Below are 6670 nucleotides of genomic sequence, written 5' to 3'. Positions count from 1 at the left end.
GGCTGGAGGCCGTCGACACCGTACGGGCCGACAAGGCTCCGGCGTCCGCGTGACGTCCCTGAGCGGCGCGCCTGACGAGGCGCCGACGAGCGGGGGCCACCACGCCTGTCCGCGTAAGCGAACGGACAGGAGGATCGCACCGCGCAGCAGCCCGCCGGCTCAAGCCGGTCCCAGAGGCGGCTGCCTCCACCGGTCCCGGAGGCGCTGGTAGAGGCACATGGCAGCTGTGGAGACAGCCCTGAGGCAACTACGGGGCAAGGCCCGCAGCCGAAGCCCCCTCCCGGGAACATCCCGACGGGTTCGTGCGGCGGCAGGTCGCGATGGAGCCGCTCTGCGCAGCAGCGGCGAGGACGGCTCCGAAGAGGCCCGTCAGAGGACGAAGGCCGCGCTCCCGTTGTCCGTGACCATAGGACGCTCGGCGCCGTCCCAGGCGAGCATGCCGCCGTCGATGTTCACAGCGTCGATGCCCTGCTGCACCAGGTACTGGGTGACCTGAGCGGACCGGCCCCCGACGCGGCACATCACATGCACGCGCCGACCGTCGTCAGCTGCTTCGGTCAGTTCGCCGAAGCGGCCCACGAAGTCACTCATGGGAATGTGCAGCGCACCCTCGACGTGCCCGGCTGCCCACTCGTCGTCCTCTCGGACGTCCAGCACGAATCCGTCCGAGGGAACCGCGACGGCGTCCACCGAGGGCAGCGGAGCGAAATTCATGGGTATGCCTTCTCTCGTACGTAAGCGCCAGGGTCATCCGGAACGCTACTGCACCAGCCCAGCCAGCTCGTCCTCACGCTGGGACACCTCCGCCAGGAGCTTCTCGCCGATGTCGTCGAGCAGCCGGTCGGGGTCCTCCGGTGCCATCCTCAGCATCGAGCCGATCGCACTCTCCTCGAGCTCCTGGGCAAGAACCGTCAGCAGTTCCTTACGGCGGCTGAGCCACTCCAGCCGCGCATAGAGCTCCTCGCTCTCGCTGAGTCGCAGCTCCGGCGCCACAGGCCCCGCCGCCCACTCGGCGGCCAGCTCCTTCAGCAACGCCACGTCGCCGCGTCCGTAGGCAGCATTGACCCGAGCGATGAATTCATCGCGTCGTGCCCGCTCCTGCTCGTCCGGTGCCAGATCCGGATGAGCCTTTCGGGCCAGCTCCCGGTAGAGCTTGCGCGCCTCCTCGCCCGGCCTGACCCGCTTCGGCGGCCGGACGGGCTGCTCGGTCAGCATCGCCGAGGCCTCCGGCGAGAGCCCGTCCGAGTCCATCCAGTCGTGGAAGAGCTCGTCGACCCCAGGCATCGGCATCACAATGGCCCGTGCCTCCTGGGCCTTGCGCAGATCCTCCGGATCGCCCGTCTTCGCGGCCCGGGCCTCCGCGATCTGCGCGTCGAGCTCGTCAAGGCGCGCATACATGGGGCCGAGCTTCTGGTGGTGGAGCCGGGAGAAATTCTCCACCTCGACCCGGAAGGTCTCCACCGCGATCTCGAACTCGATCAGCGCCTGCTCAGCCACCCTGACAGCCTTCGCGAGCCGCTCCTCGGGCCGGGGAGCGCCGCCCTCACCCGCCGCCGCGTCGTCACCCGCCTCACCGCCCGCACTGACGGCAGGATCACCAGCCACGTCGCCGGTGGCGGGGCCCGCCGCCGGCGACACGTCCGGATCGGCTCGCGGATCGTCACCCTGCGACGCGTCCTGCGCGTGCTGCGGCTCGTCCTGCCGGTCCTGGTTCTGCCGGTCTTCGTCGTTCCGGGTGGTCGGCACCCCGGCGGCTTCGTGGGTCACCCGTCCAGCGTATGGCCACGGCCCGTGCCCCGAATACACACGGTGTGCGCAGGCCCCGCTCAGACGCCTTGCTCGGCGGCTATTCGCCCGGCCCGGACAGCCCGCACGAGTTCAGCGTGATCCGCCTCCGTGCGGTCCGCGTACATCACGGCGAAATCGGCCACAGCATCGTCGAGCTCGGCGTTCTTCCCGCAGTAACCCGCGAGCAGCCGGGGATCCGTGCTGTGTGCATGGGCCCGGGCCAGCAGGGCCCCGGTCATCCGCCCGTAGTCGTCCACCTGATCCGCCGCGAGCGCGGCCGGATCCACGCTGCCCTTGCGATTCCTGAACTGACGCACCTGGTAGGACCTGCCGTCGACCTCGGCCCAACCGAGCAGGATGTCGCTGACGACCTGCATCCGCTTCTGCCCGAGAACCACCCGTCGCCCCTCGTGCTCCACGCCCGGTACCTCGAAGCCGGCCTGCCGGAGGTAGGGGGAGAGCACGGAGGGACGGGCCTCCTTCACCTGCAGGACCAGCGGCTCGCCACGGTGGTCGAGCAGGAGCACCACGTACGACCGGGTCCCCACGCTTCCCGTGCCGACCACCCGGAACGCCACGTCGTGGATGGCGTAGCGGGCCAGCAGCGGAACCCTGTCCTCCGAGATGGTCGCAAGATAGCCCTCGAGCCCGGCCGCCACAGCCGCCGCCTCCGCGTCGGGCACCCGGCGGAGCACAGGCGGTGCGTCGACGAAGCGACGCCCTCCGTCCTCGCACTCCTCCGTGGACCTGGCGGCGAATCGGGCACTCGTGTTCTTACGGGCCTTGGCGGAGACCCGCTCCAGCGTCCCGAGCAGATCCCTGGCGTCGGTGTGCGAGACGAGCTCCTCGTCGGCGATGGCGTTCCACGCGTCGAGTGCGGGCAACCGCGCCAGAAGACGCATCGTGCGCCGGTACGCGCCCACTGTGTCGAACGCACCCTGCCGGCAGGTGTCCTCGTCCGCCCCAGCTTCCCGGCCCGCGAGCACCAGCGAAGTGGCGAGCCGCTTGAGATCCCACTCCCACGGCCCGAACACCGTCTCGTCGAAGTCGTTGAGATCGATGACCAGGTTCCCCCGCGCATCGCCGTACAAGCCGAAGTTGGCCGCGTGCGCGTCCCCACAGAGCTGGGCACCGACGCCTGTGACCGGCGTGCCCGTCAGGTCGTGTGCCATCAGTCCGGCCGAGCCGCGGAGAAACGCGAACGGTGTTGCCGACATCCGCCCGACCCGTATGGGCGTCAGGCCAGGCACTCGGCCCCGGTTCGACTCCTCGACCGCCTGTATCGCATCCGGCCGTCCGGCGGGCAGCACCAAGGAACTGTGCGCGGACCGGGGCACGTCGAGCCGCAGCGCCTTGCCGGCCGCCTTCGGGGACACGGTCCCTGATCCGGACGGCCGCGCCCCGTCTGCCCTCCGACGCGCGAACCCGGGAACAACCGGAATGCGCGCGTCACCCGCAGACCGCTGTACCGGCACCGCAGCCTCGGTCGCCTCGACTTCGCCCATGGAGCCGCCCCGTCCTCGCTCAACCGGTCCGTCCGACCAACATCAACTGCGGACGACGGTACAACCGTCGGGTGACAGCCGTCTGCCCCTGTGGACAGCCCGGAAGCCGCCCTGTGGACAACCCCCTGCCGGGTCGGGAATCCCGTGCCACCGGCCCGGCCCGGACGAGCCACCGGCCGGAGCACACCACAAGGCCAAGCCCCGGCACAGCGCCCCGGCCCGACCCGCACGTACAGGCACCGCACGAACCGGAGTCGCACGCCCCAGGAACCGCGCGCGCCGACATCCCCTCCGGCCCTCCTCGAAGCGGAGAGGTGCCCACGCCCGGCACCACGAACCCGGGCACCTGTCCGAGGTCAGATCCCGACGGCCTCTTCCATCTCCTCCTCAGCGCCGGCCGCCGCCCGCGCGGCCGCCACCTCCCGCGCCTTCCCCTCGGACGCCCGACGCCGATTCGCCTCGGCCAGGCCCGCCACACCCACGACGACCAGTCCGGCCACGAACCACAGAGCCAGCACCAGAAGGTGCCCGCTCAGGGAATGTCCGCCGAAGTACACGTGGCTGCGAACGCCTTCGACGAAGCCCGCGCCGTTCCAGAAGGAGTGCAGCGATCCGAAGAAGCCCGGCTGGAGTTCAGGCCGGAAGATGCCGCCGGAACTCGTGAAGTTGAGCATCACGAAGAGCAGCATCACACCGAGCGTGGTCCACCGCTTGAGGAAGGTGTGCAGGCCCACCCCGATCAGCAGAATGCCCGCCGAATAGAGCCAGGCCATCGCCCAGAGCCCGCCGAGCCCATGGTCCACCAGCCCGAACACCGGACCGGCGAAGGCGGCGCCGATCACGCTCACCACCAACGACATGCCGATCGCGAGTCCGGCCCTGATCCGCAGTGCCAGCACCGCACCCGCACCACCGATCACCGCGACCGACGCGTAGGACCCGATACTGACCGCCACCAGCAGGAAGAAGATCCCCTGTCCGGTCGGATCACCGTCCGCGGTGGGTGCCACGTCCGTCACCTGCAGGGGTGCGCCCTGCTCGGCGGCGACCTCGGTGAAGACCTTCTGGACGACCGTCGCGCTGGTGTCCGACGAGGCCTTGGCCACGATGAGCTCGGGGCCGCTGCCCGGCACGTAGGCGCCGTAACTCTGCTGCGTCCGCAGGTGGTTCACCGCGATGTCCCGGTCCGCTACCGTACGCACACTCAATGCACCGTCCCCCTTGTCCTGCAAGGACTGTGCAAGCACCTGCGCGCTCGCTCCCGAGCCCACGACGTCCACCCTCAGGTCATGCGGCTCAGGGGCGTGGAAGGCCCCCAGATAGGCGAGCCCCATACCGATACACATCAGCAACGGCGTGACGAGATGACTGAGCACATGACGCAGCGCGCCGGCGGTCGAGCCGGGGGCGGAGATCGGACCTGCGGACATTCGGCCGCTCCTCCAGTGGTTGGCTTTTACAACTTTCACTCTCGTTGTAGCGTACAACTAACGTTCGAGAAGGTGAATCACGTGGCAGACGCCCCCCGGGAACGCGAGGAGTCGCTGGACGTCATCCAGCGAGAGCTCACCGCTTTCGCACGCCGCGCACGCTCGGCCGCGGCTCGGCTCCATCCGGATCTGCCGCTGGTCTCCTACACACTGCTCGCCCACATCGACCACCGGCACGGCTGCCGCGCGACCGATCTGGCGGCTCACTACATGCTGGACAAGTCGACGGTCAGCCGGCAGATCGCAACGCTGGAGAAACTGGGCCTGGTCGAGCGCCATCCGGACCCGGACGACCAGCGCATCCAGGTACTGCATCCCACAGCCGCCGGCACCCAGGCTCTCGCCTCGACGCAGGCCAGTCGACGAGCCGCCTACCGGGAACGCCTCGGCACCTGGACGTCGAACGATCTCGAGCAGTTCGCGGAGTACCTCCTGCGCTACAACTCGGCAGGCGAAGGAAACCCGCCCCTCTAGGCACCCACCGCGCACCGGCGGCCGGCCGCACACCGGCGCCGGGGAGGCTCCCCCGAGGTAACCGCTCCGAGCGACCGCCCGTCAGCAGCTCCCCGGGCCCGCCAGGTAGGTATCCGCCCACTGCCCGAGTTCCTTGAGTGCGGGCTCCATGGCGGCGCCGGCCGCCGTCAGCCGGTACGCCACCCGCAGCGGGGGACCCTCGTCGACCTCACGCACCACGAGCCCAGCCGCCCCCAGCTCGGAAAGCCGGTCCGAGAGCATTCGCTCACTGATCCCCGGAATCGCCCGGCGCAGATCCGCGAAGTGCACCGGCTGGCGCATCAGCACAGAGACGATCGGGCCCGTCCAGCGCTTCCCGAGCAGCTCGAAGACGCGGCTGATACTCGCATCCACCCGCCGACAGGCCTGCTCACCGTGATCCGCCATGGCCCCAGAGTACTGCGTCGACGTTGGGTACTTATTAAAAGTAAGCGACTATGTTAGTAATAGCTACGTACGGAAAAACATCCTGCGGATCCGGCCTCCACGCCCGCTACTTTTATGGGCCCGAGCCGAGCCGCCCTCACCCCTCACGGAGATCCCCATGGCCACGCTCCTCCACCTCGACTCCGCCGTCTTTCCCCAGAACTCCACATCCCGCACTGTCACCGCCACCTTCGTCGCCGCTTGGCGCGAGCAGCACCCCGACGGCGAAGTCATCTACCGCGACCTCGCCGCCGACCCTCTGCCCCACCTGGACGCCTCGGCTGCAGCCGCCGGCGCGGAGGACACCCTGCGCGGGCACCTGGCCGCCGAACTGGCCGCAGCGGACGCCGTACTCATCGGCGCTCCGATGTACAACTTCTCCATCCCGTCCACGCTGAAGGCATGGCTGGACCAAGTGATCATCGTCGGCCACAACGCCGGCCCCGACGGCCCCGTCTCCGGCACCCCCATCACCGTCGTGGCCAGTCGCGGCGGTTCGTACGCCCCCGGCACGCCACGCGAGGGCTTCGAGTTCGTCCAGAACTACCTGGAAAAGGTGCTGACGGGCATGCTCGGGGCGGAAGTCGATTTCATAGTCCCGGAGTTGACCCTGGCCCACTCGAAGCCCGAAATGGCCGACCTGATTCCACTCGCGGACGCGTCCCGCGCTCAGGCGCTCACCGACGCGGCGGTGAAGGCCAAGGCCCTGGCGGCGCGCCTCGCTGCCTGAGCGACGGAGCGGCCACCGGCAGGGGCCGGTACGAAACACCCCTTCGGTATGGATCCGACGTTTCACGTGAAACAGCGGCCCCGCTCCGGCCACAGTTCTGCATCAGTGCGTCCTGCATCACAACGCCCGCCACGCACGCCCGACTCGTCCGGCGGCGCCTTTCGGGAACGGGCCCGAGCCGGCCGGCCCTGGCCCGTTCCCGAAGGCCGGGCGGGACC

Annotated in this window: 7 protein-coding genes; 2 read left to right on the top strand and 5 right to left on the bottom strand. The window is 69.6% G+C overall.

The features are described from left to right. Positions 1-369 precede the first annotated feature (369 nt). The 4 genes from ABZ441_RS29825 to ABZ441_RS29810 form a co-directional block, all read right to left on the bottom strand. Positions 370-714 (bottom strand): rhodanese-like domain-containing protein, encoded by a 345-nt coding sequence (locus ABZ441_RS29825; RefSeq protein WP_358979816.1) that lies wholly within the window; start codon positions 712-714, stop codon positions 370-372. 45 nt (positions 715-759) lie between these two features. After that, the gene (locus ABZ441_RS29820) at positions 760-1767 is read right to left on the bottom strand and encodes a J domain-containing protein (protein WP_358979814.1); all 1008 of its coding nucleotides are present in this window, start codon (positions 1765-1767) and stop codon (positions 760-762) included. A 59-nt stretch (positions 1768-1826) separates the two neighbouring features. Then, a complete protein-coding gene (locus tag ABZ441_RS29815) occupies positions 1827-3293 on the bottom strand; it encodes a DUF2252 domain-containing protein (protein WP_358979812.1) in 1467 nt (488 codons plus the stop codon). Between the two features lie 356 nt (positions 3294-3649). Further along, positions 3650-4723 (bottom strand): hypothetical protein, encoded by a 1074-nt coding sequence (locus tag ABZ441_RS29810; RefSeq protein ID WP_358979810.1) that lies wholly within the window; start codon positions 4721-4723, stop codon positions 3650-3652. Positions 4724-4804: 81 nt separating this feature from the next. Here ABZ441_RS29810 and ABZ441_RS29805 point away from each other — a divergent pair, with 81 nt between their 5' ends. Continuing rightward, positions 4805-5257 (top strand): MarR family winged helix-turn-helix transcriptional regulator, encoded by a 453-nt coding sequence (locus ABZ441_RS29805; RefSeq protein ID WP_358979808.1) that lies wholly within the window; start codon positions 4805-4807, stop codon positions 5255-5257. Positions 5258-5338: 81 nt separating this feature from the next. On the opposite strand, the gene ABZ441_RS29800 is transcribed toward ABZ441_RS29805, so the two are convergent. Continuing rightward, complete coding sequence (locus ABZ441_RS29800; RefSeq protein WP_358979806.1) at positions 5339-5683, bottom strand: helix-turn-helix domain-containing protein; 345 nt, start codon at positions 5681-5683, stop codon at positions 5339-5341. 157 nt (positions 5684-5840) lie between these two features. Between ABZ441_RS29800 and ABZ441_RS29795 the strand changes: the two genes are divergently transcribed. Continuing rightward, positions 5841-6452, top strand: coding sequence for an NAD(P)H-dependent oxidoreductase (locus tag ABZ441_RS29795; protein WP_358979804.1), 612 nt, complete (start codon positions 5841-5843; stop codon positions 6450-6452). The last annotated feature ends 218 nt before the right edge of the window (positions 6453-6670 follow it).

The sequence above is a fragment of the Streptomyces sp. NPDC005752 genome (genome assembly GCF_040630715.1).
Lineage (GTDB): Bacteria > Actinomycetota > Actinomycetes > Streptomycetales > Streptomycetaceae > Streptomyces.
Note: the sequence above shows the minus strand (reverse complement) of the source record. Positions and strands in the feature narration are given on the sequence as shown.